Origin of the sequence: Aquicoccus porphyridii, assembly GCF_008369105.1 — a bacterium.
Lineage (GTDB): Bacteria > Pseudomonadota > Alphaproteobacteria > Rhodobacterales > Rhodobacteraceae > Aquicoccus > Aquicoccus porphyridii.
The window spans coordinates 1-405 of record NZ_VINQ01000176.1; the positions used below are offsets into that span (position 1 = coordinate 1).

At 64.9% G+C, this 405-nt stretch carries 1 pseudogene; it reads right to left on the reverse strand.

Annotation, left to right across the window (positions count from 1 at the left end):
- Positions 1-405 (reverse strand): annotated as a pseudogene (locus tag FLO80_RS24080) (TonB-dependent siderophore receptor); the annotation flags it as partial.

A 405-nucleotide genomic window follows, 5' to 3' on the forward strand; every position in this document is an offset into this window, starting at 1 on the left:
CGCCGAAGTCCCATTCGCCGCGATGGGTGACCGAGTAGGTCTCGCGGTACATGCGGTTGGTCTCGTGGCCGAGCATCTGCTTCACGTAGTTGTTGCTGTTGGTGTTCTGCGTGTCGCCGGTGTAGATGTTGCCCTGGCGGCTGAAGCCGGCCTCGAACTCGAGGGTCTGCTCGGGCGTCAGGCGCCAGCTGAGCAGCCCGTCGATGTCCTTGTTGCGCACGCCTTCGCGACCGGCGGGGAGGGTGCCGGCCTGCTTGCCGGTGCGGTTGGATTCGTGGCCGGCGTTGATGTCCCAGTCGTCCGAGTCGGTCTTGGCGATGTTGCCGTAGACGCGGTAGCTGAGGTTTTCCGTGAGCGGCCCGTTGAGACCGAAGCTCATCCGTTCGCTGGCGCCTTCGGCCTTGT